Annotated in this window: 24 protein-coding genes and 1 pseudogene; 12 read left to right on the top strand and 13 right to left on the bottom strand. The window is 70.8% G+C overall.

Annotation, left to right across the window (positions count from 1 at the left end; all coding sequences use genetic code 11):
- Window positions 1-342 (bottom strand): annotated as a pseudogene (locus EBH09_RS39005) (hypothetical protein); the annotation flags it as partial.
- A gap of 160 nt (window positions 343-502) precedes the next feature.
- On the opposite strand from EBH09_RS39005, the gene EBH09_RS18295 reads away from it, so the two are divergent.
- On the top strand, window positions 503-1048 hold the full coding sequence (locus EBH09_RS18295) for a bacterial proteasome activator family protein (RefSeq protein WP_121748068.1): 546 nt from the start codon (window positions 503-505) through the stop codon (window positions 1046-1048).
- Window positions 1049-1159: 111 nt separating this feature from the next.
- On the opposite strand, the gene EBH09_RS18300 is transcribed toward EBH09_RS18295, so the two are convergent.
- Window positions 1160-2803, bottom strand: a complete 1644-nt coding sequence (locus tag EBH09_RS18300) for a protein kinase (RefSeq protein WP_121748069.1) — start codon at window positions 2801-2803, stop codon at window positions 1160-1162.
- A 359-nt stretch (window positions 2804-3162) separates the two neighbouring features.
- On the opposite strand from EBH09_RS18300, the gene EBH09_RS18305 reads away from it, so the two are divergent.
- The gene (locus EBH09_RS18305; protein WP_193776390.1) at window positions 3163-4779 is read left to right on the top strand and encodes a protein kinase; all 1617 of its coding nucleotides are present in this window, start codon (window positions 3163-3165) and stop codon (window positions 4777-4779) included.
- A 70-nt stretch (window positions 4780-4849) separates the two neighbouring features.
- On the opposite strand, the gene EBH09_RS18310 is transcribed toward EBH09_RS18305, so the two are convergent.
- Both EBH09_RS18310 and EBH09_RS18315 read right to left on the bottom strand, forming a co-directional pair.
- The gene (locus tag EBH09_RS18310; RefSeq protein WP_121748070.1) at window positions 4850-5257 is read right to left on the bottom strand and encodes a pyridoxamine 5'-phosphate oxidase family protein; all 408 of its coding nucleotides are present in this window, start codon (window positions 5255-5257) and stop codon (window positions 4850-4852) included.
- 94 nt (window positions 5258-5351) lie between these two features.
- Window positions 5352-6008 (bottom strand): response regulator transcription factor, encoded by a 657-nt coding sequence (locus tag EBH09_RS18315; RefSeq protein WP_121748071.1) that lies wholly within the window; start codon window positions 6006-6008, stop codon window positions 5352-5354.
- 323 nt (window positions 6009-6331) lie between these two features.
- On the opposite strand from EBH09_RS18315, the gene pdhA reads away from it, so the two are divergent.
- The 3 genes from pdhA to EBH09_RS18330 are packed head-to-tail and all read left to right on the top strand — an operon-like array spanning window position 6332 to window position 10023.
- Window positions 6332-7582: a pyruvate dehydrogenase (acetyl-transferring) E1 component subunit alpha gene (gene pdhA, locus EBH09_RS18320; protein ID WP_121748072.1), complete on the top strand. Its 1251-nt coding sequence runs from the start codon at window positions 6332-6334 to the stop codon at window positions 7580-7582.
- Window positions 7583-7598: 16 nt separating this feature from the next.
- Entirely contained in the window at window positions 7599-8564 is a 966-nt protein-coding gene (locus EBH09_RS18325; protein ID WP_193776427.1) for an alpha-ketoacid dehydrogenase subunit beta, read from the top strand.
- A 10-nt stretch (window positions 8565-8574) separates the two neighbouring features.
- Window positions 8575-10023: a dihydrolipoamide acetyltransferase family protein gene (locus EBH09_RS18330; protein ID WP_193776391.1), complete on the top strand. Its 1449-nt coding sequence runs from the start codon at window positions 8575-8577 to the stop codon at window positions 10021-10023.
- A gap of 78 nt (window positions 10024-10101) precedes the next feature.
- Here the strand turns inward: EBH09_RS18330 and EBH09_RS18335 are convergent, their stop codons facing one another.
- A complete protein-coding gene (locus EBH09_RS18335) occupies window positions 10102-11079 on the bottom strand; it encodes a Bro-N domain-containing protein (protein WP_121748075.1) in 978 nt (325 codons plus the stop codon).
- Between the two features lie 204 nt (window positions 11080-11283).
- Entirely contained in the window at window positions 11284-12246 is a 963-nt protein-coding gene (locus tag EBH09_RS18340; RefSeq protein ID WP_121748076.1) for a D-alanyl-D-alanine carboxypeptidase, read from the bottom strand.
- 206 nt (window positions 12247-12452) lie between these two features.
- Between EBH09_RS18340 and EBH09_RS18345 the strand changes: the two genes are divergently transcribed.
- Entirely contained in the window at window positions 12453-13103 is a 651-nt protein-coding gene (locus EBH09_RS18345) for a GntR family transcriptional regulator (protein WP_121748077.1), read from the top strand.
- Window positions 13100-14410, top strand: coding sequence for an MFS transporter (locus EBH09_RS18350; RefSeq protein ID WP_121748078.1), 1311 nt, complete (start codon window positions 13100-13102; stop codon window positions 14408-14410). Before EBH09_RS18345 ends, EBH09_RS18350 begins: the two co-directional genes overlap by 4 nt.
- Before the next feature lie 109 nt (window positions 14411-14519).
- Here the strand turns inward: EBH09_RS18350 and EBH09_RS18355 are convergent, their stop codons facing one another.
- Window positions 14520-15344, bottom strand: coding sequence for a maleylpyruvate isomerase family mycothiol-dependent enzyme (locus EBH09_RS18355; protein WP_121748079.1), 825 nt, complete (start codon window positions 15342-15344; stop codon window positions 14520-14522).
- Window positions 15345-15562: 218 nt separating this feature from the next.
- On the opposite strand from EBH09_RS18355, the gene EBH09_RS18360 reads away from it, so the two are divergent.
- Together EBH09_RS18360 and EBH09_RS18365 are read left to right on the top strand one after the other, a co-directional pair.
- Complete coding sequence (locus tag EBH09_RS18360; RefSeq protein WP_121748080.1) at window positions 15563-16357, top strand: carbon-nitrogen family hydrolase; 795 nt, start codon at window positions 15563-15565, stop codon at window positions 16355-16357.
- A 57-nt stretch (window positions 16358-16414) separates the two neighbouring features.
- Window positions 16415-16873, top strand: a complete 459-nt coding sequence (locus tag EBH09_RS18365) for a DUF2867 domain-containing protein (RefSeq protein WP_121748081.1) — start codon at window positions 16415-16417, stop codon at window positions 16871-16873.
- A 90-nt stretch (window positions 16874-16963) separates the two neighbouring features.
- Here the strand turns inward: EBH09_RS18365 and EBH09_RS18370 are convergent, their stop codons facing one another.
- Window positions 16964-17458 (bottom strand): LURP-one-related/scramblase family protein, encoded by a 495-nt coding sequence (locus tag EBH09_RS18370; RefSeq protein WP_121748082.1) that lies wholly within the window; start codon window positions 17456-17458, stop codon window positions 16964-16966.
- A complete protein-coding gene (locus EBH09_RS18375) occupies window positions 17455-18459 on the bottom strand; it encodes a helix-turn-helix domain-containing protein (RefSeq protein WP_121748083.1) in 1005 nt (334 codons plus the stop codon). Before EBH09_RS18375 ends, EBH09_RS18370 begins: the two co-directional genes overlap by 4 nt.
- A 52-nt stretch (window positions 18460-18511) precedes the next feature.
- On the opposite strand from EBH09_RS18375, the gene EBH09_RS18380 reads away from it, so the two are divergent.
- Complete coding sequence (locus tag EBH09_RS18380) at window positions 18512-18904, top strand: cupin domain-containing protein (protein ID WP_121748084.1); 393 nt, start codon at window positions 18512-18514, stop codon at window positions 18902-18904.
- Between the two features lie 12 nt (window positions 18905-18916).
- Here EBH09_RS18380 and EBH09_RS18385 read toward each other — a convergent pair whose 3' ends face one another.
- From EBH09_RS18385 to EBH09_RS18395, 3 genes are all read right to left on the bottom strand, one after another.
- Window positions 18917-19168: a DUF6458 family protein gene (locus EBH09_RS18385; protein WP_121748413.1), complete on the bottom strand. Its 252-nt coding sequence runs from the start codon at window positions 19166-19168 to the stop codon at window positions 18917-18919.
- Window positions 19169-19292: 124 nt separating this feature from the next.
- Complete coding sequence (locus tag EBH09_RS18390) at window positions 19293-20591, bottom strand: M18 family aminopeptidase (RefSeq protein ID WP_121748085.1); 1299 nt, start codon at window positions 20589-20591, stop codon at window positions 19293-19295.
- A 98-nt stretch (window positions 20592-20689) separates the two neighbouring features.
- Complete coding sequence (locus EBH09_RS18395; RefSeq protein WP_121748086.1) at window positions 20690-22516, bottom strand: acyl-CoA dehydrogenase; 1827 nt, start codon at window positions 22514-22516, stop codon at window positions 20690-20692.
- 162 nt (window positions 22517-22678) lie between these two features.
- On the opposite strand from EBH09_RS18395, the gene EBH09_RS18400 reads away from it, so the two are divergent.
- Window positions 22679-23146, top strand: a complete 468-nt coding sequence (locus EBH09_RS18400; protein WP_053134171.1) for an SseB family protein — start codon at window positions 22679-22681, stop codon at window positions 23144-23146.
- A 110-nt stretch (window positions 23147-23256) separates the two neighbouring features.
- Complete coding sequence (locus EBH09_RS18405; protein WP_121748087.1) at window positions 23257-24228, top strand: pirin family protein; 972 nt, start codon at window positions 23257-23259, stop codon at window positions 24226-24228.
- A gap of 74 nt (window positions 24229-24302) precedes the next feature.
- Here the strand turns inward: EBH09_RS18405 and EBH09_RS18410 are convergent, their stop codons facing one another.
- Window positions 24303-24737, bottom strand: coding sequence for an ankyrin repeat domain-containing protein (locus tag EBH09_RS18410; protein WP_121748088.1), 435 nt, complete (start codon window positions 24735-24737; stop codon window positions 24303-24305).
- Between the last annotated feature and the right edge of the window lie 150 nt (window positions 24738-24887).

Raw genomic sequence — 24887 nt, forward strand, 5'->3', positions numbered from 1 at the left:
GCCGCGCGCCGCGCTGCCCGCCGGGCCGGATTCCCCGGTGGACGGGGAGGCGGTGCCGGCATCCGAGCCGTCGGGACCGTCGTCGCGCTGCGGGCGCCGGGGGCGCTCGTGACCGTTGTGCCCGTCGTGACCGCCGGACCCGTCCGGGTCGGACGCCCCCGGAACCGGAGCCGGGGCCGGCCCGGGAGGAGACGGGGACACGGCGGCCGGCCCGACGGCGGGGATGACCGCCTCGAACCCGGCGCCGTGCGCCACCCCCACCCCGTACGGCGACAGCAGTGCGCTCGCCCCCAGGACCCCCACCAGTCCCGTCGCTCGAAGTGTGCGCAGCCATGGAGTCACGTCGGTGACCCCCTCCCGGTGGTAACCAGTCGCAGAAATCGACGGAACAAGCCTCACACCCGCCCGCCATACCGGCATTCCGGACGCCGCCGAACGCGTAAAGCACGCTTCCCCGGGGGCACCACCCCGTCGCGGCGCACGGGTGCGAGAGAATGGCGCCATGGAGATGCCGAGGAACGACAGGTCGCCGGAGAACCCCCAGATCCTGGTCGTCGGCCAGGACGGAATGGCGCTCAGCGGCGGTGGCGGCGGGGACGACGAGTCCCGCGAGATCCCGGTGACCGAGCAGGTGGAACAGCCTGCCAAGGTCATGCGGATCGGCAGCATGATCAAGCAGCTGCTGGAGGAGGTGCGCGTCGCGCCCCTGGACGAGGCGAGCCGGGCCCGGCTCAAGGAGATCCACGCCAGCTCCGTGAAGGAGCTGGAGGACGGCCTGGCACCGGAGCTGGTCGAGGAGCTGGAGCGGCTCTCCCTGCCCTTCACGGACGACGTCACCCCGACCGATGCCGAACTGCGGATCGCGCAGGCGCAGCTGGTCGGCTGGCTGGAGGGCCTGTTCCACGGCATCCAGACCACGCTGTTCGCCCAGCAGATGGCCGCACGCGCCCAGCTGGAGCAGATGCGCCGCGCGCTGCCGCCGGGCGTCGGCCAGGACGGCGAGGAGCCGCCCCACCCCGGCGGCCGTTCGGGTGGCCCCTACCTGTAGGCCGCCAGTCCGGCAGGAACGACGACCCACCGACACCACGAAGGGCCCGGCAGCACCTGCTGCCGGGCCCTTCCGCCGTATGCCGGGCGCTACGCCACGCGGGTCACGCGGTCAGGACGGCGGGTTGCCCGTCGAGACCTTGAGCTGGATCTCCGGCATGTCCTCGGGGTCGACATCCGTACCGGGCGCGGGGAACTGGTCGCGGATCGAGCCCTCACCGTAGGTGTTCTCGTCGACGTCCACGACCTTCATTCGCCAGCCCGCGGCGTTGAAGCACTCCTTGACCGAGCCGATGTACTTGAACGAGAAGTCCGGCACCTTGATCTTGTCGGGGTCGTTGTACGACTCCTCCGGCTCGGTGCACTCGTCCTTCTCGATCGTCTTCGTCTTGTCCGGCCCGCGGTAGCCCGCCGCCTTCGACGCCGACGCGCTGGCGCTGGTCTCGCCGCCGGCCTTGGGGTCGTCACCGCCGCCGCTGTTCATCGTCAGCGCGCCGACCAGACCGCCGACGGCCACGAGGGCCACCACGATCGAGCCAATGATCACCGGCTTGTTGCTCTTGCGACCGCCCGGGGAACCGGACGCCGGCGCCGACGGCGTGAGGTTGTACGGCGGCGGGGTCGACGGGCCCTGGGGGGAGTACGCGGCCGGCGTCGGGTAGCCGCCCTGCTGCGGATAGCCGTACGCGGGCGAGTGCGGGGCGGGAGCGGGGGTGCCGTACGGGTTCGGGCCCGGGGCCGGTGTCGGCTGGTACGGCGTCTGGACGGGGCCGGTGGGCACCGGTCCGCTCTGGTCGACCGGCGGGAACACCGCGGAGCCGACGCCCGCGCCGCTCGACGCGTGCGCGCCGGGCACGATGCTCGGCGGGGCCGCCTGGAAGGAGGCCGCCACACGCAGGCACTCGTCCCGCATCGCCTCGGCGCTGGGGAAACGCTCGTTGGGGTTCTTCTTCAGCGCGCGGGCCACCAGCGCGTCCACGGCCGGCGGCAGGGCGCGGTTGACGGACGAAGGAGCCACCGGCTCCTCCTGCACGTGCGCGTACGCGATGGCCAGCGGCGAGTCCGCGTCGAACGGCAGGCGCCCGGTGACCAGTTGGAAGAGCATGATGCCGACCGAGTACAGGTCGGAGCGGGCGTCCACGCCGCGGCCGAGGGCCTGTTCCGGCGAGAGGTACTGCGGGGTGCCGACGACCATGCCGGTCTGCGTCATCGAGGTCACGCCGGACTGCATGGCGCGGGCGATGCCGAAGTCCATCACCTTGACCACGCCGCGCTTGGTCATCATCACGTTGCCCGGCTTGATGTCCCGGTGGACCAGGCCCATCTCGTGGCTGATCTCCAGGGCGGCCAGCACGTCCGCGGTGATCTTCAGCGCCTTGTCGGCGGGCATCGCGCCCTGCTGCCGGACGTCCTCGTCGAGCACCGAGCCGAGCGGCCGGCCCTCGACGTACTCCATGACGATGTACGGAGTCGTCATGCCGCCGAGATCGTCCTCGCCGGTGTCGAAGACGGAGACGATGTTGGTGTGCGTGAGCTTGGCCACTGCCTGGGCCTCGCGGCGGAAGCGCTCGCGGAAGGCCTGCTCCCTGCCCAGTTCGGTGTGCAGCGTCTTGATCGCGACCTGGCGGTCCAGCACGGAGTCGTACGCCAGGTGCACGGAGGCCATGCCGCCCTCGCCGAGCAAGTCGCGCAGCTGGTAGCGGCCGCCGGCGAGCGCCCGCCCCGCGTACCGGCCCTGTCCGGCGTCCTGGCTCATGTCTCTGCGTCCCCCATAGGCGCCGCGACGCCGGTGGCAGCGGCACGCGCGCTCGCGTTTGTGATCGTGATCGAAAGTGCGATTCCCGGCCAAGTCTGCCCCAGGGCACTGACACGTCAAGCGCGGTGCCCGTTCCGTGACCGTACGCGAAAGAAGCGTCGCGGAAGCGTTACAGCCGATGTACCGCCGGTACACAGAATTTGCACGACAGTACGGAATCAGGGTTTCATGACCGGTCCGTCTCGATGCCGGTCGCGGCGTCCATCTCGGACCGGAGGCCCCCGCGAAGGCTGTAGCGTGGCCGACGGAGACCGTAACTACACCGCGCGCACCGCGGGCAGAAACGACGGCGAGGACTGATGGCACAGCAGCAGCGCGCCCAGGGCCCGTCCGAACCCGAGGCGACTGGCGGCGGTATGGCTGACGCGCCGGAGACCTGGGGCAACGGCGGGCTGGTCGGCGACGGCCGGTACCGGCTGACCCGCAGGCTCGGGCGGGGCGGCATGGCCGAGGTGTTCGCCGCCGAGGACGTGCGCCTCGGCCGCACCGTGGCGGTCAAGCTGCTGCGCGCCGACCTCGCCGAGGACCCGGTCTCCAAGGCCCGCTTCACGCGCGAGGCCCAGTCGGTGGCCGGCCTCAACCACCACACGATCGTCGCCGTGTACGACTCCGGCGAGGACTTCGTCGGCGGTCAGTCCGTGCCGTACATCGTGATGGAGATCGTCGAGGGCCGCACCATCCGCGACCTCCTCCTCAACGCCGAGGCGCCCGGTCCCGAGCAGGCGCTGATCATCGTCTCCGGTGTCCTGGAGGCGCTCGCCTACTCCCACCAGCACGGCATCGTGCACCGCGACATCAAGCCCGCCAACGTCATCATCACGGACAACGGCGCGGTGAAGGTGATGGACTTCGGCATCGCCCGCGCCCTGCACGGCGCGTCCACGACGATGACGCAGACCGGCATGGTCATGGGCACCCCGCAGTACCTCTCCCCGGAGCAGGCCCTCGGCAAGGCCGTCGACCACCGCTCCGACCTGTACGCGACGGGCTGCCTGCTCTACGAACTCCTCGCGCTGCGTCCGCCGTTCACCGGCGAGACCCCGCTGTCGGTGGTCTACCAGCACGTCCAGGACATCCCGACGCCGCCGTCCGAGGTCTCCGACGCCACTCCGCCGGAGCTGGACGGCCTGGTGATGCGCTCGCTCGCCAAGGAGCCCGACGACCGGTTCCAGACCGCCGAGGAGATGCGCGGCCTGGTCCAGTACGGGCTCCAGATGCTGTACGAGCAGGGCGGCCACACCGGCACCTGGAACACCGGTCCGGTCGCCGCCCACGACGGCCGGCACACCCCGTCGGCCGGCCTCGGCCTCGCGGGCACCTCGGTGCTGCCGCACCCCGGCCACGGCGCGTCGGGCACCCAGCAGATCCCCCAGCCGATCCTGCCGAACGGCGGGTACGGCGGGGGCGACGACGGCGGCTTCGAGGGCCGCGGCAACAAGGGCAGCGGCCGCGGCAGGCTGTGGATACTGGCCGTCCTCGCGGTGATCGCCATCGCGGCGGGCGTCGCGCTGGCCCTGAACAACGGCGACGGCGGCAAGGGCGGCCCCGACACGGACAAGAGCCCGTCGGCGTCCACCTCGCAGAGCTCCGACGAGGAGTCGCCCAGCCCGTCGCCCAGCGACGAGGAGACGCAGGAGACCACCGACCCGGGCACGGAGCAGGGCAACGGCGGCGGAGGCACGGGCGGCGGGGACTACACTCCGTCGTACACGCCGTCGTACACGCCGTCGGAGAGCGTGACGGAGGAGCCGACCGGCGACCCGACCGGCGATCCGACGGGTGACCCGACGACGCCCACGGGCGACCCGACGACGGATCCGACGGGTGACCCCACGGGTGACCCGACCGGTGACCCGACCGGCGGCACCGGCGGCGGAGAGACCGGCGCTCCGGGCGGCGAAGAGGGCGAAGGCTGACCCCAACCGCTCCCCACGCGCGCGTGCGGCCCGGAAACGGGCTTCACGCGCGCGTGGCGTTCCGGGGGCGTCACAGAGACCCGGCGGCGCCGTCCGTGAAGTGCACGGAGCAGACCTGCGGCTCGATCCGCAGGTAGACCGGCTCGAAGGGCTCGCCGTCCACCTCGCGCGGCGCGGGGCCGAAGCGTTCGATCTCGTCGGCGCTCGGTTCGTGGACGTCGCACCGGCCCACGACCTGCACGGTCCACACGCTCTCGCCGGGCCCGGCGGAGCTCAGGTTGTCGGCGCCGTACGCGATGACGCTCCCGGCGCACACCTGGTGGTACCCGCAGCTCCTGGGCATGCGCAGCAGGACCCGGCCGTCGGCCACGATGTGCCGTGCGAAGGCGAGGAAGGGCAGGGCACGCAGGCTGGTGGCCGCACGGCCGTGGGCGGTGCGGCCGAGCAGGCCGACGGCGAGTTGTTCGTCCCAGGGCATGGCCTTACCGTGCGGGAGCGGGAGGTGACGGCAACAGAGTCGCCCGCCCCGGCATGAGGGGACATAAGTCCCGAATAAGCCCGGCCCGCGTTTCTCAGCGGTTCTCGGCCTGCAGCCGGGCCACGAACGCGGCCGCCTGTGAACGCCGCTGCATTCCGAGTTTGGCCAGCAGACCAGAGACGTAATTCTTGATCGTTTTCTCGGCCAGGTGCAGCTGCTCGCCGATCGCGCGGTTGGTCAGCCCCTCGCCGATCAGCTCCAGGATGCGCCGCTCCTGCTCGGTGAGCCGGGCGAGCCGGTCGTCGGTCCGGGTGCCGCCGTCGCGCAGCCGCTCCAGTACGCGCGCCGTGGCCGCCGGATCGAGCAGGGACTTCCCCCCTGCCACCTCCCGTACGGCGCTCAGCAGCTCGGCGCCGCGGATGTCCTTGAGGACGTAGCCGGAGGCGCCCGCCATGATCGCGTCGAAGAGGGCCTCGTCGTCGGCGAAGGAGGTCAGCATGAGGCACTGGACGGTCTCGTCGCGGGAGCGGATCTCGCGGCACACCTCCACGCCGCTGCCGTCCGGCAGCCGGACGTCCAGCACCGCCACGTCCGGTCGGGTGGCAGCCACCCGGGCCGGGGCGTCCGCCGCCGTGCCGGCCTCGCCGACCACCTGGATATCGGCCTCGCCCGCGAGCAGATCGTGCACCCCCCGGCGGACGACCTCGTGGTCGTCGAGGAGGAATACCCGGATTTTTCCGTCTTCGCGCACGGGCTCAGTCTCACACACCAACTCTTCCCGTGCCCGGGGTGGCCGGGATAACGTGCCGTTGTTCCGGCCCCCTGCGAGGCTGTGACCAGTAAAACTTCCGTACTTCGCCGATTTACTTGGAAATCCGAGTAAAAACGCAGGTCAGGTGGGGTTTCACAGAAATGTGGAGCACTGGGTAACGTGCTGTTCGCAGGGCGCTCGCCGGGGCACCTGTCACGCCTGTTCCCGATCGGGCCGCACCCACCCTTGTGCGACCGCCGGGCCGCAGGTGAGCCGCACTGGCTTCCGGCGAACCCGGGGGCCGGACCGACGGAGGAGCACACGTGACCGAGAGCACTGCCGCGCGCAAGCCGCGACGCAGCGCCGGAAGCAAGGCGACCGGTACCACCGGCACCAAGGCCGGCACCACGGGCGCCAAGGCCGGTACCACCGGCGCCAAGCGCACCACCCGCACCGCTGCCGCCAAGAAGGGCTCCGAGACGGAGCTGGTGCAGCTGCTGACACCCGAGGGCGAACGCGTCGAGCCCGCCAGGAACTCGGCCTACGCCGAGTACGCCGCGTTCGTCGCCGACATCTCCCCCGACGAGCTGCGCGGCCTGTACCGCGACATGGTGCTCACCCGGCGCTTCGACGCCGAGGCCACCGCCCTGCAGCGCCAGGGCGAGCTGGGCCTGTGGGCCTCGCTGCTGGGCCAGGAGGCCGCCCAGATCGGCTCCGGCCGGGCCACCCGCGAGGACGACTACGTCTTCCCGACCTACCGCGAGCACGGCGTCGCCTGGTGCCGCGGGGTGGACCCGACCAACCTGCTGGGCATGTTCCGCGGCGTGAACAACGGCGGCTGGGACCCCAACAGCAACAACTTCCACCTGTACACCATCGTGATCGGCTCGCAGGCGCTGCACGCCACGGGTTACGCGATGGGCATCACCAAGGACGGCGCGGACTCCGCCGTGATCGCCTACTTCGGGGACGGCGCCTCCAGCCAGGGTGACGTCAGCGAGGCGTTCAACTTCGCCGCCGTCTACAACGCCCCGGTCGTCTTCTTCTGCCAGAACAACCAGTGGGCGATCTCCGAGTCCAACGAGAAGCAGACCCGCGTGCCGCTGTACCAGCGCGCCCAGGGCTTCGGCTTCCCCGGTGTCCGCGTCGACGGCAACGACGCGCTGGCCTGTCTCGCGGTCACCCGGTGGGCGCTGGAGCGGGCGCGGCGCGGTGAGGGCCCGGCGCTGATCGAGGCGTACACGTACCGCATGGGCGCCCACACCACCTCGGACGACCCCTCCCGCTACCGGCACGACGACGAGCGCGCCGCCTGGGAGGCGAAGGACCCGATTCTGCGCCTTCGCCGCTTCCTGGAGTCCGCAAACCACGCGGACGAGGGATTCTTCGCGGAACTGGAGGCGGAGAGCGAGACGTTGGGCAAACGAGTGCGCGAAGTGGTCCGTGCCATGCCGGACCCGGACCGGTTCGCCATCTTCGAGAACGTGTACGCGGACGGGCACGCGCTCGTCGACGAGGAGCGAGCCCAGTTCGCCGCCTACCAGGCGTCGTTCGCAGAGGCTGAGGGGGTCTGACATGGCGACGGAAAAGATGGCACTGGCCAAGGCGATCAACGAATCGCTGCGCCGCGCGCTGGACTCCGACCCCAAGGTCCTGATCATGGGCGAGGACGTCGGCAAGCTCGGCGGCGTCTTCCGGGTCACCGACGGCCTTCAGAAGGACTTCGGCGAGGACCGGGTCATCGACACCCCGCTGGCGGAGTCCGGCATCGTCGGCACCGCCATCGGTCTCGCCCTCCGCGGGTACCGGCCGGTGGTGGAGATCCAGTTCGACGGTTTCGTCTTCCCGGCCTACGACCAGATCGTCACCCAGCTGGCGAAGATGCACGCCCGTTCGCTGGGCAAGGTCAAGATGCCGGTCGTCATCCGTATCCCCTACGGCGGCGGCATCGGCGCGGTCGAGCACCACTCCGAGTCCCCCGAGGCGCTGTTCGCGCACGTGGCGGGCCTGAAGGTGGTCTCCCCGTCGAATTCGGCGGACGCGTACTGGATGATGCAGCAGGCCATCCAGAGCGACGACCCGGTGATCTACTTCGAGCCCAAGCGACGCTACTGGGACAAGGGCGAGGTCGACAGCGAGGCCATCCCGGGCCCGCTGCACATCGCGCGTGTGGTGCGCGAGGGCAGCGACCTCACGCTCGCCGCGTACGGCCCGATGGTGAAGCTCTGCCAGGAGGTCGCCGACGCGGCGGCCGAGGAGGGCCGGTCCCTGGAGGTCGTCGACCTGCGCTCGATCTCCCCGGTCGACTTCGACACGATCCAGGCGTCGGTGGAGAAGACCCGCCGCCTGGTCGTGGTCCACGAGGCGCCGGTGTTCCTGGGCTCGGGCGCGGAGATCGCGGCCCGCATCACGGAGCGCTGCTTCTACCACCTGGAGGCCCCGGTACTCCGGGTCGGCGGCTACCACGCCCCGTACCCGCCGGCCCGCCTGGAGGAGGAGTACCTGCCCGATCTGGACCGGGTGCTGGATGCCGTCGACCGCTCGCTGGCGTACTGAGGAGAGGGTCGTGACGACAATGACCGAAGGGTCCGTACGCGAGTTCAAGATGCCCGACGTGGGCGAGGGACTCACCGAGGCCGAGATCCTCAAGTGGTACGTCCAGCCCGGTGACACGGTCACCGACGGCCAGGTGGTGTGCGAGGTCGAGACGGCGAAGGCCGCCGTCGAGCTGCCCATCCCCTACGACGGAGTGGTCCGCGAGCTGCACTTCCCCGAGGGCACCACGGTCGACGTGGGCACGTCGATCATCGCGGTGGCCGTCGGCGACGCGGCGGCGGCCCCCGCGCCGGAGCCGGCGCAGGCCCCTGTCGAGGGCACGGCGGACACGGCGACCGAGTCGGCCGCGGCCGAGGCCGGGGAGAAGAAGCCGGAGGGCCGCCAGCCGGTCCTCGTGGGCTACGGGGTGTCGACCTCCTCGACCCGCCGCCGCCCCCGCAAGGCCGCGGAGGTCCCGGTCCAGGAGGCCTCGGCCGCCTCCGCCGCGATCCAGGCCGAGATGAACGGCCACGGATCCGCACCGGCCGTCACCCGAGGCCGCCCGCTCGCCAAGCCCCCGGTGCGCAAGCTGGCCAAGGACCTCGGCGTCGACCTAGCCACGGTCGCGCCGACCGGCCCGGACGGCATCATCACGCGCGAGGACGTGCACGCGGCGGTGGCCCCGGCACAGGCCCCGGAACCCGGGGCGGCACCGGCGGCACCCGTCGCGGCCACCCCCGCGGCCCCCTCCCCGGCGGCCGCGGTGTCGTACGACACGGCGCGCGAGACCCGTATCCCGGTCAAGGGCGTCCGCAAGGCGACGGCGGCGGCGATGGTCGGCTCGGCGTTCACGGCGCCGCACGTCACCGAGTTCGTGACGGTCGACGTGACGCGCACGATGAAGCTGGTCGAGGAGCTGAAGCAGGACAAGGAGTTCACGGGCCTGCGGGTGAACCCGCTCCTGTTGATCGCCAAGGCCCTGCTGGTCGCCATCAAGCGCAACCCGGACGTCAACGCCTCCTGGGACGAGGCGGCGCAGGAGATCGTGGTCAAGCACTACGTCAACCTGGGCATCGCCGCGGCGACCCCGCGCGGTCTGATCGTCCCGAACATCAAGGACGCCCACGCCAAGACGCTGCCGCAGCTGGCGGGGTCCCTGGGCGAGCTGGTGTCGACGGCCCGGGAGGGCAAGACCTCCCCGGCCGCCATGCAGGCGGGCACGGTGACCATCACCAACGTCGGCGTCTTCGGCGTAGACACCGGCACGCCGATCCTCAACCCCGGCGAGTCCGCGATCCTCGCGGTCGGCGCGATCAAGCTCCAGCCGTGGGTGCACAAGGGCAAGGTGAAGCCGCGTCAGGTGACCACCCTGGCGCTGAGCTTCGACCACCGCCTGGTCGACGGCGAGCTGGGCTCCAAGGTCCTCGCCGACGTGGCGGCGATTCTGGAGCAGCCCAAGCGCCTGCTCACCTGGGCGTGAAAGCCGCGGACCGAGTAGATTCATAGCGGAAGGGGCGCCGCAAGTTCGAGTTGCGACGCCCCTTCTGCGGTGCCCGGCTCAGAGCTGATGGAGCACGTACACCGGTGCCCCGTCGTCGGCCCCGCCCCGGGAGCGGATGCAAGCGTGCCTGCGCAGCAGCCGGAGACACTCGTTGACCCGGCGCACGGAGAGCCCCGTACGGGCGGCGATCGACTCCAGCGGCTCCCGCAGCTCACCCCTTTCGACGAGCACCGGTGCGATGGCCAGGGCCACCGTCCACACGTCCTCCGTCACGGCCAACCGCTGCCGCCAGTCGGCCAGTACCGACTCCGTGGTGGGTGCCGGGGCGAGGTGGCCGAGGGTTCCGCCTTGGTGGAGGACCAGGGTGTCGAACCGGTCCGCGATGCGTTCCAAGGCGTGCACCATGGCCTGTTGCACGGCGAGGGTGGCCTGCTGCGTGGCGAGCGTGGCCTGCTGCGTGGCCAGCATCTCCTTTTGCAACGCGATCGACGCACGCTGCCCGACCGCCAGCTCCGCATCCAGTTGGAGATTGTGTGCTTCCAGCCGGACGATGGCCTCGGCCACCTGGTCCGGCATGGCGTAGGCGATGGGCGCGCCGGGCGTGGCGGGTTGCACCTCGGCCTCGTCGAGACAGTAGGAACCCTCGCGCTGCACGGTCTCGATGACTTCGGCGACCCACTGCTTGAAGGGGGCGCAGGCCGGTTTGGTGCAGGCGTTGACGAGGAGGATGAGACCTTGGAGATCAATGAGTTGCAGGTCTCGTCGCCAACTCCTACCTGCGGGAACGCTGAGACTGTGACTTCCAGTCACAGTCTCGAGATTGTCTCGGTGCTCCTCCGGAACGTGATCGAGAAGCGCCTTCCGGGTCGTGGTGTATCCCAACTCCTTGCACACGTCCACCGCCGGGAACCAATGGCTTCCGTCGGGCATGGTCAGCCTCCGCACCCGGGCGCCGGTGGCCGCGTACACGAAATCGTTGACGTCGATCGCCTCGTGCCGCTCGGCGGAGTGACGCCGCTTGCTGGGTTCGTTCATGTGAACCACCTCCGTCGCGGAACGTAGGGCCGAACCAGGGGCATATGCCAGCGGCTCCCGGGATGTTCACGACTGCGAGCGAAGGTGATCGAGAACCGCTGCGCCGGCCGGTGGACCGGGTGTATGGCGGGCGGCGTCGGACCGTTGTCGCGGAACCGTGTGAAGGGGCTCACCGGTGCCGGTGAGCCCCTTCGTAGGTGTGTGTCAGAGCCTGCCGAAGCCGTAGTTCATGAGCTTCGTCGCGTCCTTGGCGCGCTGGGACGAGGACGAGGAGGTCAGGACCGTGCCGATGACGGTCTTGCCCTTTCGGGTCGCGGCGAAGACCAGGCAGTACTTGGCCTCCGGGCCCGACCCGGTCTTGACGCCGATGGCGCCGCTGTAGCTGCCGAGCAGCGTGTTGGTGTTGGTCCAGGGCGCCATCGTGCGGGTGCCGCCCTTCTTGGTGACCGTCTTCGCCGTGTACTTCTTCGTCTTGACGACGGTGCGGAAGGTGGAACTCTTCATCGCACTGCTCGCGAGCTTCGTCAGGTCGCGCGGCGTGGAGTAGTTCTTGCCGTTGCCGATGCCGTCGAACGAGTCGAAGTGCGTGTTCTTCAGGCCGAGGCTCTTGGCGGTGGAGTTCATCTTGCCGATGAACGACTTCACCCGGGCCGCCCGAGTCTTGCCCGAGCCGAACTTGTCGGCCAGCGCGTACGCGGCGTCGCAGCCGGACGGCAGCATCAGCCCGTACAGCAGCTGGCGGACCGTCACCTTGTCGCCGACGATCAGGCGGGCGGAGGAGGCGTTCTTCGACACGATGTAGTCGCTGTACGCCATCTGGATCGTGACCTTGGCGTCCAGGTTCAGCTTCGGCTGCGAGAGCACGACCTTGGCGGTCATGATCTTGGTCGTGGATCCGGTGGAGCGCCGGGTGTCCGCGGCCTTGGTGTAGAGCGACTTGCCGTTCGCGTTGTTCATCACGAAGCCGCCCTTGGCGACGATCGAGGGCGCGGCGGCGGCCCGCGCGGGCGCGGCCTGCGCGGATGACGCGGCCTGCGCAGGCGCGGCTTGTGCGGGCGTGGCCTGCGCGGGTGCGGTGGAGAGGGCGCCGGTCGCGAGTACGGCGCCGCTGGTCAGGGCGACGGCGACGGCTTTGCGGAGCCGGATGCCGTGAATGGTGTTTATCAAGATGAATACCCCGATTATGGTGAAATCCCCTGGAGCGCGGCCGAGTTGTGGTCGGTAAGGCTTCGGCCGCGTCTGTGCGACACGTGAATAGCACGGATGGTTGTGCGGTGGTCGGAGTGGGGCGCGGGGTCCTCCTGATGGGTGGCCGTGGGTCCGCATACTGGACGGGCCCCGTCTTGCGTCCCTGTTGTATCTATCCTGTCGGCATGACCACGGCAGTGAAGCGACCACCGGCGGCGGACCGCGTCTACACCCACGTCAAGCAGGGCGTCCTGGAGCGCCGCTACGAGGGCGGGACCCTGCTCACCGAGGGCGAGCTCGCCGAGGCCGTGGGTGTCTCCCGCACGCCCGTGCGCGAGGCGCTGCTCCGGCTGGAGGCCGAGGGTCTGATCCGGCTCTACCCGAAGAAGGGCGCGCTGGTCCTGCCCGTCTCCGCGCAGGAGATCGCGGACGTGGTGGAGACCCGGCTGCTGGTCGAGGAACACGCGGCCAGGAAGGCCGTACCCGCACCGCACGGCCTCGTCGAACGGCTGGAGGAACTGCTCAGCCGGCAGAAGGAGCAGGCCGCCGCCGGTGATCTCGCCGCCGCCTCCGTCACCGACCGCTGCTTCCACGCCGAGATCGTCCGCAGCGGCGGCAACGAGATCCTCTCCCGCCTCTACGACCAGCTCCGCGACCGCCAGCTGCGCATGGGCGTCGCCGTCATGCACTCCCACCCCGACCGGATCGCCAAGACCCTCGCCGAGCACGAGGAGATCCTCGACGCGCTGCGCGCCGGGGACGCGGAGGCGGCCGTCGGAGTGGTCCACCGGCACGTGGGCTGGTTCTCGCACCTGGCCCGGGGGGAGGCCCGATGAGTTCGGCCACGTCGGCCGGGAAGACCCTGCCCGCTGATCCGCCGGGCGGACGGCGGGCGATCGCCGTGTGGGGCATCGGCGTCGCCGTCTACTTCGTCGCCGTCATCTTCCGTACGTCCCTGGGAGTGGCCGGCCTCGACGCCGCCGACCGCTTCCACGTGAACGCCTCCGCCCTGTCCACCTTCTCCATCCTCCAGCTGCTGGTCTACGCCGGCATGCAGATACCCGTCGGCCTGCTGGTCGACCGGCTCGGCACGAAGAAGGTGCTGGGCATCGGCGTCGTGCTCTTCACGGCCGGGCAGCTGGGCTTCGCCTTCTCCCCGTCGTACGGCATGGCGCTCGCCTCGCGGGCACTGCTCGGCTGCGGGGACGCGATGACGTTCATCAGCGTGCTGCGGCTGGGCACCCGCTGGTTCCCGGCCCGGCGCGGGCCGATGGTCGCCCAGCTCGCCGGACTGGTCGGCATGGCGGGCAACCTGGTCTCCACCCTGGTCCTCGCCCGGTTGCTGCACGGCATCGGCTGGACGGCGGCGTTCGCGGGCAGTGCGCTGGCGGGCGTGGTCGTCTTCGTCCTGCTGCTGCTCTTCCTGAAGGACCATCCCGAGGGGCACGAGCCCGAGCCGCTGCCGCACCAGGGGGCCGCGTACGTACGGCGGCAGATCGCCACGTCCTGGCGGGAGCCGGGGACGCGGCTGGGGCTGTGGGTGCACTTCACCACCCAGTTCCCGGCGATGGTGTTCCTGCTGCTGTGGGGGATGCCGTTCCTGGTCGAGGCGCAGGGGCTGCCCCGGGCCACGGCCGGCGGGCTGCTCACCCTCGTCGTGCTGTCCAACATGACGGTCGGCCTGGTCTACGGCCAGATCATCGCCCGGCACCACGCGGCGCGGCTGCCGCTGGCGCTCGGCACGGTGGGCGCGACGGCGCTCCTGTGGGCGGTGACGCTCGCCTACCCGGCCGACCACGCGCCGATGTGGCTCCTCGTCGTGCTGTGCTCGGTGCTTGGCGCGTGCGGGCCGGCGTCGATGATCGGCTTCGACTTCGCGCGGCCGGCGAATCCGCCGGAGCGGCAGGGGACGGCGTCCGGGATCACGAACATGGGCGGTTTCGTGGCGTCGATGACCACGTTGTTCGCGGTGGGGGTGCTGCTGGACGCGACCGGGGACGACTACACCGTCGCGTTCTCGTCCGTGTTCGTGCTTCAGGCGGTCGGGGTGTCGCAGATTCTCCGGTTGCGGAAGCGGGCGGCGCGCAGGGAACGGGAGCGGTTGGTCGCGAGCCGGGTGGAGACGGTGCACGTGCCTGTGTAGGTGCCCGGTGCGGGGGCGGGCCCTTCTGGGGGCTGCCGCCCCCAGTCCCCCGCTTCGGCCTGAGCGGCCTCGTCCTCAAACGCCGGACGGGTCGGTTTCACCACCGGCGCTACTGCGTCACCGTGAAATTCCGCAGGATCGCCGTCGTGAGGTCCTGGTCGCCCTCCGTCTTGATGCGGTCCGCCGCGGCTTCCGGGGTCACGCGGCCGCAGGCCAGGCGGACGTAGGTCTCCCAGTCGAGGGTGAGGGTGGCGGCGGGGCCGAGGGCGGGGGCCGTTTCCAGGGTGCCGCGGCCCTGGATGTCGACGCGGATGGTGCGCAGGAACTCGACCGGGCCGTGGACGTCGAAGACGACGGCGGAGCTGCGGGGGGCGTCCGCGCGCTCGGCGACGACCCCCGGCAGCTCGTCGAGCAGCACGTCACGGGCGACGTGCGCGCCGGGGGAGTCGAGGTTGCCGGGGCGGCCGAGGGCCGTGCGCAGGTCCTGTTCGTGCACCCAGACGTCGAAGGCGTGCCGGCGCATCGCCTCTCCGAGGGTCAGCTCGGTGCCGAGCGGGCCGCGCACCTTCGTGCCGGGGTCGCGCGACTCGTTCCGCAGCTGGCGGTTGCGCCGGATGACCATGTACTCCAGCTCGGACGTCATCTCGGGTGCCGTGTGGTGGCGGCGGACGTCGACCTGCATCTCCATGTAGCGCTGGTGGTCATTGGTGACGTGGAAGAGGTCGCGCGGGAGCGTGTGGATGGGGCGCGGGTCGCCCAGCATCTCGGAGTCCAGCCCCAGCACGTGGGAGACGACGTCGCGCACCGACCAGCCCGGGCAGGGGGTGCGGCGGTTCCACTCTGCCTCCACAAGCGGCTGAACCAGCTCGGATATCGCCTCGATGGAGTGAGTCCAGGCGTCGGCGTAGGGCTGGAGGGTGGGATGCAGACTCACGGAACGGGACCCCTCGGCGGTCGGTACACGGGCGGGTTGTGGCGGCGGTGCCAGTGGGAGGTGGCTGCGGTCGGCGTCGGCTTGGGACTCCCCCGGCTCTCGGCTGCCTTCGATCCGGGAGGACCCCCAAGTTACGCTGCTGTGCGGCACCCCGGCAGTGCTTTCGTGTGACGATCGTAGGCCCGTGTGGACGGCTCGAATGCCAGGACGGTGGTAGTGTGCGCGCCTCTTTGCTCCAAATCGCTGTGAATGAGGACGAGTCGGCGGAAGTACGCCGTGTGCGAGCGGCGGCGCTCGTACGGGATCAGGCGGGCGCCGACCTCGTCGTACTGCCTGAACTGTGGACCACGGGCGCGTTCGCCTTCGAGGAGTTCGGCTCGCAGGCCGAGCCGCTGGAGGGGCCGACGTACGAGGCGATGGCGAAGGCGGCGAGCGACGCGGGCGTGTGGCTGCACGCGGGGTCGGTCCCCGAGCGTGGCTCCGACGGACAGCTGTACAACACCTCTCTCGTCTTCTCCCCCTCCGGTGACCTGGCCGCCTCCTACCGCAAGATCCACCGGTTCGGCTTCGACAAGGGCGAGGCCGTGCTGATGGGCGCGGGGCGCGAGCCGGTGACGGTCCGTCTGCCGGACACGACGCTCGGCGTGGCGACCTGTTACGACCTTCGCTTCCCCGAACTCTTCCGCTCACTCGTCGACGCGGGGGCCGAGACCCTCGTCGTCCCGGCGGGCTGGCCGGAGCGCCGGCGGTCCCACTGGACGCTCCTGGCACAGGCGCGGGCGGTGGAGAACCAGGCGTTCGTCCTCGCGTGCGGAACGGCCGGGACGCATGCCGGAGTTCCGCAGGCCGGTCACTCGATCGTGGTGGATCCGTGGGGCGAGGTGCTGGCGGAGGCCGGCGCGGACGAGGAGGTCCTCACGGTGGAGTTCGACCCGGCGAAGGTGGCGCGGACCAGGGAACAGTTCCCGGCACTGAAGGACCGGGTGCTGGGGCTCTCGACGCCGCGGCGCTAGCGAGGGCGCCCCGGACACACGGTGTGCGGCCCGGCTCCCGGCCCTAGACTCCCGCGCATGGCCCCAACCGGTACTCCTGCCATTCGGCGCATTCGGGTGGACCCCGCCGGCACCCACTTCGCGTCGGCGTTCGAGCTCCCGACCGCCGGACTGCCCCGGCTGGCGCCCGAGCAATGGGCCCGCGCCAGCTTCGAGGACATCCCGGCGGTGCTGCGTGAGCTGATCCGGACGGGCTGGGCCGGTGTTCTCGGTCTGCGGCTGGGGCCGCGGTCCTCGGCGCGGCACGTGGTGGGGTGGCGCATGGTGGAGTCCGGGCCGGCCAGGCTCGCCCTGGAGGCCCGCGCCCCGTCGCTGACCGTCCGCAACGTGCTGACCCTCGACGGCTCACGGCTGGTCTGGGCGACGTACGTGCGCTACGAGCGCCGGGCCGGCCGGGCGCTGTGGTCCCTGGCCGCACCGGTGCACCACCTGGCCGTGCCCCTGCTCCTCGGCCGCGCCGTCCGCCGCATGGCGTGAGGCGCCGACGGCCCCCCTCCGGGGCGCCGGCCCCCCGGGGCGCCGGCCCTCCGGGGCGCAGGCCCCCGGGGCGCCGGCGTCCCGTGCCCGTCACTCGTCCTCCCGCTCCTTCTCCGCCAGGTGGATCACGCACACCGTCAGCGCGATCAGCAGCGCCGGGTCCGCGTCGTCCCGGACGACGTCCACGCCGTAGGTGTCCCGGAGGGTCAGCCACCGGCGCGAGACGACGGCCAGCAGCTCGCCGTCGTACTCGATGGCGAACTCCCGGTCGAGGATCTTGCCGCTGACGTCCAGTTCGGTGCCGTCGGCCAGCGAGACCCGGTAGTGGTTGCGCAGCAGGGAGAGACGTTTCCGCTTGATCCGTGCCAGTGGGTCGCCGCCCCGCTCGATCACCATCGTGTCGCGCAGGGCGAACATCTTCTGGTGGATGTCGACGAGCACGCGCCCCTGGACGTCCTTCAGCTCCCAGGTGTCCCGCAGCCGCATCGCCTTGCCGTCGACGAGGTACACCTTGTTGCCGTTGTCGTCCTCGATCCAGTAGTCGTCGCCGAAGCCGAGGAGCCGGTCGTACACGAGGAATCTCATGGCGTGATCGCTTCCCCGGCGCCCGCTCCGAAACGCCGTCGGTAGGCCGACGGGCTGAGCCCGGTCTCGCGCCGCAGCAGCGCCCGCAGGTTCGCGGCGGTCCCCAGCCCGCTGCGGGCCGCCACCACGTCCAGCCGCTCCTCCCCGCGCTCGATCAGGCGCCGTGCGAGGGTCACGCGCTCGGCCGTCAGCCAGGCGAGCGGTGTCGTCCCCAGCTGCGCCCGGAACCGCCGGTGCAAGGTCGCCGGTGACATCGCCGCGCGCTCCGCGAGGTCCGTCACCGTCAGCGGCTCGTCGAGGCGCTCCTGCGCCCACTCCAGCAGGGGCGCCAGCGACGCGTCCGGGACGTGGGGCAGCGGGCGCTCCACGAACTGCCGCTGCCCGCCGTCCCGGTGCGTGGCGAACACCAGCCGCCGGGAGACGGCGTTGGCGATCTCGGCGCCGTGGTCCTTGCGCCAGATGTGCAGCCCGAGGTCGAGTGCCGCCGCGCTGCCCGCGGCGGTGAGCACGTCGCCCTCGTCCACGAACAGCACGTCCGGCTCCAGCAGCACCCGCGGATGCAGTCGGCGGAAGGAGTCGGCCCACAACCAGTGGGTGGCTGCCCGCCGTCCGTCCAGCAGCCCCGCCTCGGCGAGCGCGAAGGTGCCGGTGCACAGGCTCATGACGCGGGCGCCACGCGCGTGCGCGCGCCGGATGGCGTCCAGGACGGCCGGGCCGCGCGGTACGACGTTGTCCGGCCGGCCGGGCACGACGACCGTGTCGGCCCCGTCCGCGGCCTCCAGGCCGGGCACGTCGGTGAGTGTGAGGAACCCGTGGTTCATCCGGATCCCGGGGGTCGGCCCGCACACCACCACCTCGTACAGCGGGCCGCCCGGCCCCAGCTCGGGCCGCGGCAGCCCGAAGAGTTCGGTGGCACAGCCGACCTCGAACGGGTTGGTGCCCTCGTCGACGATCACGGCGACGCGGTGGGGTCGATGGCATTGACAGGATCCTTGCGGCATGTGCGATTTCTAGCACTCGTCCGGCGGACGCGGCACCCCGCACGATGTCGTCATGACACAGGAACCCGTCTCCCTCGCCTCCGCCCTCGCGTCCTTCACCGAGCAGTGGAGCCCCCGCATCGTCACCGCCGTCAACGACTACGACGTCCGTATCGCCAAGGTCGAGGGCGAGCACGTCTGGCACGTGCACGACCACACCGACGAGTTCTTCCTGGTCCTCGACGGCGAACTCCACATCGCCCTGCGCGAACCCGGCGGCGAGCGCACGGTCGTCCTGCCCAAGGGGTCGGTCTTCACCGTCCCGCGGGGCACGGAGCACAAGCTCCACGCCCCCGCCCCCACGGCGATCCTGCTCCTCGAACCGACGGGGACCCTGACCGTGGGCGACCGGCACGACGAGGTGCCCGGACACGTGGACGCGACGACGGGGCACGCCTTGTCGTGATGACGGCGGGGCTCAGGAGCCGTAACCGTTGTGGTACCCGTCCCGCGTGTGGTGGTGGGGCCGGTCCTCGACGACCGGGGTCGTCGGCGGCATCACGACGCGACGGCGCCGGGCGATGCTGCTGAACGTCGCTACACCGATCAGGCCGACGATCATCAAGATGACACCGACCAGGTCGAGGTTGACGCCCTGCATGTCCCAGTCGGTCGCGAACGTGAGGATGGCTCCCACGGCGATGAGGATGATGCACCCGCCGAGGCCCATGAGTGTTGCCTCCTTGTAGATCCGGTCGGTTCCGGGTTTCCGGTCGATCCGGTTCCGTGCGGGTACCCCCGGGCGGAACACACATGCGGGGCAGGGGTGTTCCGCCCGGGGAACGCTGCGGGGCTCAGCCCTCCAGGAACGCCACCAGCGCGTTCGCCAGCAGGTGCGGGTCGTCGGCGCCGCACAACTCCCGGGCGCTGTGCATCGAGAGGATGGCCGCGCCGATGTCGACGGTGCTGATGCCGTGCCGGGCCGCGGTGATGGGGCCGATGGTCGTGCCGCACGGCATGGAGTTGTTGGAGACGAACGTCTGGAAGGGGACGTTCGCCTTCTCGCAGGCGGCGGCGAACACCGCGCGGCCCGAACCGTCCGTGGCGTAGCGGTTGTTGACGTTGACCTTGAGGATGGGGCCGCCGTTGACGCGCGGCTGGTGCGTCGGGTCGTGCCGCTCCGCGTAGTTGGGGTGCACGGCGTGGCCGGTGTCGGAGGACAGGCAGACCGTGCCGGCGAAGGCGCGCGCCCGGTCCTCGTAACTGCCGCCCCGCGCGAACACCGAGCGCTCCAGCACGCTGCCGAGGAGCGGGCCGTCGGCGCCGGTGTCCGACTGGGAGCCGGTCTCCTCGTGGTCGAAGGCGGCGAGGACCGGGATGTACGGGAGGTCCGCGCCCAAGGTCGCGACCGCGGCCAGGGCGGCCACACCGGCGTGCACGGACAGGAGGTTGTCCATGCGGGGGCCGGCCACCAGGTCCCGGTCGCGGCCCAGGTAGGCCGGGGGCTCCACCGAGTGGGTCATCAGGTCCCAGCCGGTGACCTCGCCGCGGGCGAGACCCGCCTCCTCCTCCAGGAAGGCGATCAGGTCGCCGTCGCGGACGGTGTCGCCCAGGCCCCAGACCGGCTGGAGGTGGCGCTGCTTGTCGAGCTTGAGGCCCTCCGCGGACACGTTGCGGTCCATGTGGATGGCGAGTTGCGGGACGCGGAGCAGCGGGCGGTCGATGTTGACCAGGCGGGTCGAGCCGTCGCGCAGCGTGAGCCGGCCGGCCAGGCCCAGGTCGCGGTCGAGCCAGGAGTTCATCAGGGGGCCGCCGTAGATCTCCACGGCCACCTGGCGCCAGCCGTGCGCCCCGGTGTCCGGGCGGGGCTTCACACGCAGGTTGGGGGAGTCGGTGTGCGCTCCGACGATGCGGAAGGGGGTGTGCGGGGCCACGCCCTCGGGGACGTACCAGGCCACGATCGCGCCGCCGCGCAGCACGTACTTGCCGCCGGAGGTCCCCTCCCAGGCGTCCGTCTCCGCGACCTGCCGGAAACCGGCCTTCTCCAGCCGCTCGGCGGCGGTGGCCACCGCGTGGTACGGCGTGGGGCCGGCCGCGAGGAAGGACATGAGGTCGTCGGTGTGGCCGCGGTCGAAGCGGGAGGGTGCGCTCATGGGGTTCACCTTAACGACGTGCGAGGGCCCGCTTCCCGTGGAGCGGGAGCGGACCCTCGTCAGGCTGTGTGGAATTGGTAAAGGGGGGCGGACGGGCCCTAGAAGGCGGCCTCGTCCAGCTCCATCAGGTCCAGCTCGACACCCTGGGCGACCTTGCGGGCCATGGTGACGCCGGGCAGGACGTTGGCCGCGAAGAACTTCGCCGCCGCGATCTTGCCGGTGTAGAACGCCTTGTCCTTGGCGGACGCGGTCGGCAGCTTCTCGGCGGCGATCGCGGCGCCCTTGAGGAGCAGGTAGCCGACGATCACGTCACCGGAGGCCAGCAGCAGGCGGGTGGTGTTGAGACCCACCTTGTAGATGTTCTTGACGTCCTGCTCGGTGGCCGCGAGGTCGGTGAGCATCAGGCCGACGATGGCCTCCAGCTCCACGGCGGCCTTGGCCAGGTGCTCGCGGGCGCCGGACAGCTCCTCGCCGCCGGTGCCGAGGGCGAGGAACTTCTTGATGTCCTCGGCGAGCGAGTTCAGCGCGGCGCCCTGGTTGCGGACGATCTTCCGGAAGAAGTAGTCCTGGCCCTGGATCGCCGTGGTGCCCTCGTAGAGGGTGTCGATCTTGGCGTCGCGGATGTACTGCTCGATCGGGTACTCCTGGAGGAACCCGGAGCCGCCGAAGGTCTGGAGCGACTGGGCGAGCTGCTCGTACGCCTTCTCCGAGCCGTAGCCCTTGACGATCGGCAGGAGCAGGTCGTTGAGGGCGTGCTCGGTGGCGGCGTCCTCGCCGTTCGCCTCCTTGACCTGGATCTCGTCCTGGACGGAGGCGGTGTACATCACCAGCGCGCGCATGCCCTCGGCGTACGCCTTCTGCGTCATGAGGGAGCGGCGGACGTCCGGGTGGTGCGTGATGGTGACCTTGGGCGCGGACTTGTCCATGAAGTTGGCCAGGTCGGGGCCCTGGACGCGCTCCTTGGCGTACTCCAGGGCGTTGAGGTAGCCCGTGGAGAGGGTGGAGATCGCCTTCGTGCCGACCATCATCCGCGCGAACTCGATGATCCGGAACATCTGGCGGATGCCGTCGTGCTTGTCGCCGATCAGCCAGCCCTTGGCGGGGTGGCGGTCGCCGAAGGTCATCTCGCAGGTGTTGGAGGCCTTCAGGCCCATCTTGTGCTCGACGTTGGTGGCGTAGACGCCGTTGCGCTCGCCCAGCTCGCCGGTCTCGAAGTCGAACTCGTACTTCGGGACGAGGAAGAGGGACAGGCCCTTGGTGCCGGGGCCGGCGCCCTCGGGGCGGGCGAGGACGTAGTGCAGGATGTTCTCCGACATGTCGTGCTCGCCGGACGTGATGAAGCGCTTGACGCCCTCGATGTGCCAGGAGCCGTCCTCCTGCTGGACCGCCTTGGTGCGGCCGGCGCCGACGTCCGAGCCCGCGTCCGGCTCGGTGAGGACCATGGTGGAGCCCCACTGCTTCTCGACGGCGAAGGACGCGATGTGCTTCTGCGCCTCGTTGCCCTCCTCGAAGAGGATGCCCGCGAAGGCGGGGCCGGAGGAGTACATCCACACGGCCGGGTTGGCGCCGAGGATCAGCTCCGCGTAGGCCCAGATCAGGGAGCGCGGCGAGGTGGTGCCGCCGATCTCCTCGGGCAGGCCCAGGCGCCAGTACTCGGAGTCCATGAAGGCCTGGTAGCTCTTCTTGAAGGAGGCCGGGACCGGCGCGGTGTTGGTCTCCGGGTCGAAGACCGGCGGATTGCGGTCGGCGTCGGCGAAGGACTCGGCCAGCTCGTTCTCCGAGAGGCGGGTCAGCTCTTCCAGGACGCTCTTGGCGGTGTCCGTGTCCATCTCCGCGAACGGGCCGGTGCCGTACACCTTGTCACGGCCGAGCACCTCGAAGAGGTTGAACTCGATGTCCCGGAGATTCGGCTTGTAGTGCCCCATGGCGACGGCTCCGTTGAGAGATCGGCGAGGCACTGGCTCCTCGCTCTGTTACACGTACCTACTTCACGTACCAACTAGTAGCTACGATGATGCTACCCGTCGGTAATAAGAAGCAACCCCGAGCGGGTCATCTGTGACTCGTTACTCGTTACTCTTTGCGGCATGTACGGCTACGACCAGACCGCGGGTCCTCAGCAGCAGCAGTACGCCCCGCCGCAGCAGCCGATGTCCGGCGGATACGGGCAGCAGCCGCCGCTGTACCCCGAGCCGTCCCCGCCCTCGCTCGCGGACGCGGTGCGCGCCTTCACCACCGGCCAGATGTCCGCCGAGGACTTCCAGCAGATCTTCGCGACCTCGAAGGTCTACTGCCCGCGCGGCGACAACCCCGGCTTCCTCGCGCTGCACAACACCCAGCAGCCGGTGATCCCCATGTTCACGGGGCTCAAGGAGCTGCGCCGGTACGCGGGCAAGGAGTCCAAGTACTTCGTGATCACCGGCGCGGAGGTGATCGACCTCCTGCCGACCGGCTACGGCTTCGTGCTGGACATGGAGGGCGAGCACCGGATGGTGTTCGACGCGAAGGCTGTCGAACAGATGGTCGATTTCGCCATGCGTCGGATGTACGGCTGACCGTTGCCGCTGCCGCGAGCCCGGAGGGAATGCCCTCCGGGCTTTCTGGGTTTGAGGTGGCAAGAAGTTCAACGCTCAACTAAAGTGGGCGTACCCGAGGAGGTACCGACATGCCTGCAGTGACCGTCGAGAACCCGTTGACGCTGCCCCGCGTATCCGCACCCGCCGACGCCGTCGCACGTCCCGTGCTCACCGTCACGACCGCGCCCAGTGGTTTCGAGGGCGAGGGCTTCCCGGTTCGCCGCGCGTTCGCCGGAATCAACTACCGCCATCTCGACCCGTTCATCATGATGGACCAGATGGGTGAGGTGGAGTACGCGCCCGGCGAGCCCAAGGGCACGCCCTGGCACCCGCACCGCGGCTTCGAGACCGTCACCTACATCATCGACGGGATCTTCGACCACCAGGACTCCAACGGTGGCGGCGGCACCATCACCAACGGCGACACCCAGTGGATGACGGCGGGCTCCGGTCTGCTGCACATCGAGGCGCCGCCGGAGCAGCTGGTCATGTCCGGCGGGCTCTTCCACGGGCTCCAGCTGTGGGTGAACCTCCCGGCCAGGGACAAGATGATGACCCCCAGGTACCAGGACATCCGCAGTGGCTCCGTCCAGCTGCTCACCTCCCCGGACGGCGGCGCGCTGATGCGCGTCATCGCCGGTGAGCTGGACGGCCACGAGGGGCCCGGCATCACACACACGCCGATCACGATGGTCCACGCGACGCTCGCGCCCGGCGCCGAGGTCACCCTGCCCTGGCGGGAGGACTTCAACGGCCTGGCGTACGTGATGGCCGGGCGCGGGTCGGTGGGCGCCGAGCGGCGACCGGTCCACCTGGGGCAGACGGCCGTCTTCGGGGCCGGGGGCTCGCTGACCGTCCGCGCGGACGAGAAGCAGGACTCGCACACCCCCGACCTGGAGGTCGTGCTGCTCGGCGGGCAGCCGATCCGGGAGCCGATGGCGCACTACGGCCCGTTCGCCATGAACACCCGTGAGGAACTCCAGCAGGCCTTCGACGACTTCCAGAAGGGGCGCCTGGGCACGGTCCCGGCGGTGCACGGGATGACCGAGGGCGGCCTGTAGGCCGTCCAGGACCAAGCGCGCGAAGCCACGACCGGAACCGGTCGTGGCTCTCGCGTGCCTGGCGGGGGCGGCGGCTACCCGGCCGGCGTGCGGGGCGCTCCCCCCGCCGCGATCAGGAGGGCGGCGGTCTCGGGGTGCGGACCGTCGTTCGCCCAGTCCAGGGGGGAGCGGCCGGTGCCGTGATCCTCCCGGAGCGCCGGATCGGCTCCGTGCGCCAACAGCTGTCGCACGGTCTCCGTGTGACCCCAGCACGCCGCCGCGCACAACGGAGTGCCCTCCGCGCCGATTCCCCCGCTCTCGGTGTCGGGGGAGGCGCCGGCCTCCAGCAGCAGGCGCACGATCCCGGCCTTTCCGCTCACGGCCGCCTCGTACAGGGGCGTGGTGCCCTCGCCGTCGGCGCGCTCGGGGTCGGCACCGGCCCGCAGCGTCGTCCGCACCCGGGCGGCGTCACCCAGCAGAATCGCTTCGAAGAGGTGGCGGGAAAGTTTCTTCTGCTGCCGCTGCTTCATGGGTGTGGAGGTTAACGGACGGGGAGTGGCGCGAGCCATCCGTATTCGCTCCCGGTGCTCGGGCCATTATGGACGCAAAGGGCGCAATGCGGCTCAGCTTCGCCAATCGGGCCACCGGGTGTGCTCCGGGTTGCCTGCCGGTCAGGTGAT

Origin of the sequence: Streptomyces sp. E2N166 (assembly GCF_003671715.1) — a bacterium.
Lineage (GTDB): Bacteria > Actinomycetota > Actinomycetes > Streptomycetales > Streptomycetaceae > Streptomyces > Streptomyces thinghirensis.